Source organism: Bradyrhizobium sp. UFLA05-109 (genome assembly GCF_054185165.1).
Genome location: NZ_JBBIAR010000172.1, coordinates 1 through 590 on the forward strand (window position 1 = coordinate 1; position 590 = coordinate 590).

The 590-nt window shown below is 69.0% G+C and carries 1 protein-coding gene; it reads right to left on the reverse strand.

The features are described from left to right. On the reverse strand, positions 1–590 hold a 590-nt coding region (locus tag Q3C01_RS44890; RefSeq protein WP_458151752.1), incomplete at both ends, for a DUF5801 repeats-in-toxin domain-containing protein.

Consider the following 590-nt stretch of genomic DNA (forward strand, 5'->3'; position numbering starts at 1 on the left):
CGCGCCGATGTTGATGCTGCCCGAGCCCGAGGTCGTATCGCCGTCGCGGTCGGTGATGGTGTCGGTCCGCGTCAGCGTGATCAGGTCAGCCGCCGACAGCGTCACCACGTCGTCCGGATTGGCCGCGTTGGGATGCTGCAGCGCGTGCACCTGGTCCAGCGTCACCACGCCGGCCGCGCTCACGCTCACCGTGAAGTCGATCACGCCCGCCGGATCCGCCGCGCCGCCGGCGCCGACCCGGCCCTCGACCACGTTGCCGTTGACGTACAGATAGACGTGCTGGCCGGTCGCAACGTCGATCAGCCCGGAATCGACCCCCGCCGACTTGACGCCGAGCGTGTAGGCCGACGCCGTCGTCCCCGCACCGTCCGCGCCATAGCTGCTGGTCACCGTGAAGTTGTCGGCGAAGTTCGCCGACGCGTTGATCGCCAGGTTGGTCTCGTCCACCACCAGCGCATCCGCCGGCGCCGTCGCCGTCACCGTGATCGACGGGCCGTCGTCAAGGATCGTCAGATGCGGACCGACATCGACGCTCGCGCTTGCGGTTTGGCCGACATTGTCCGTCACCGTCGCGACCAGCGTGATGAGGC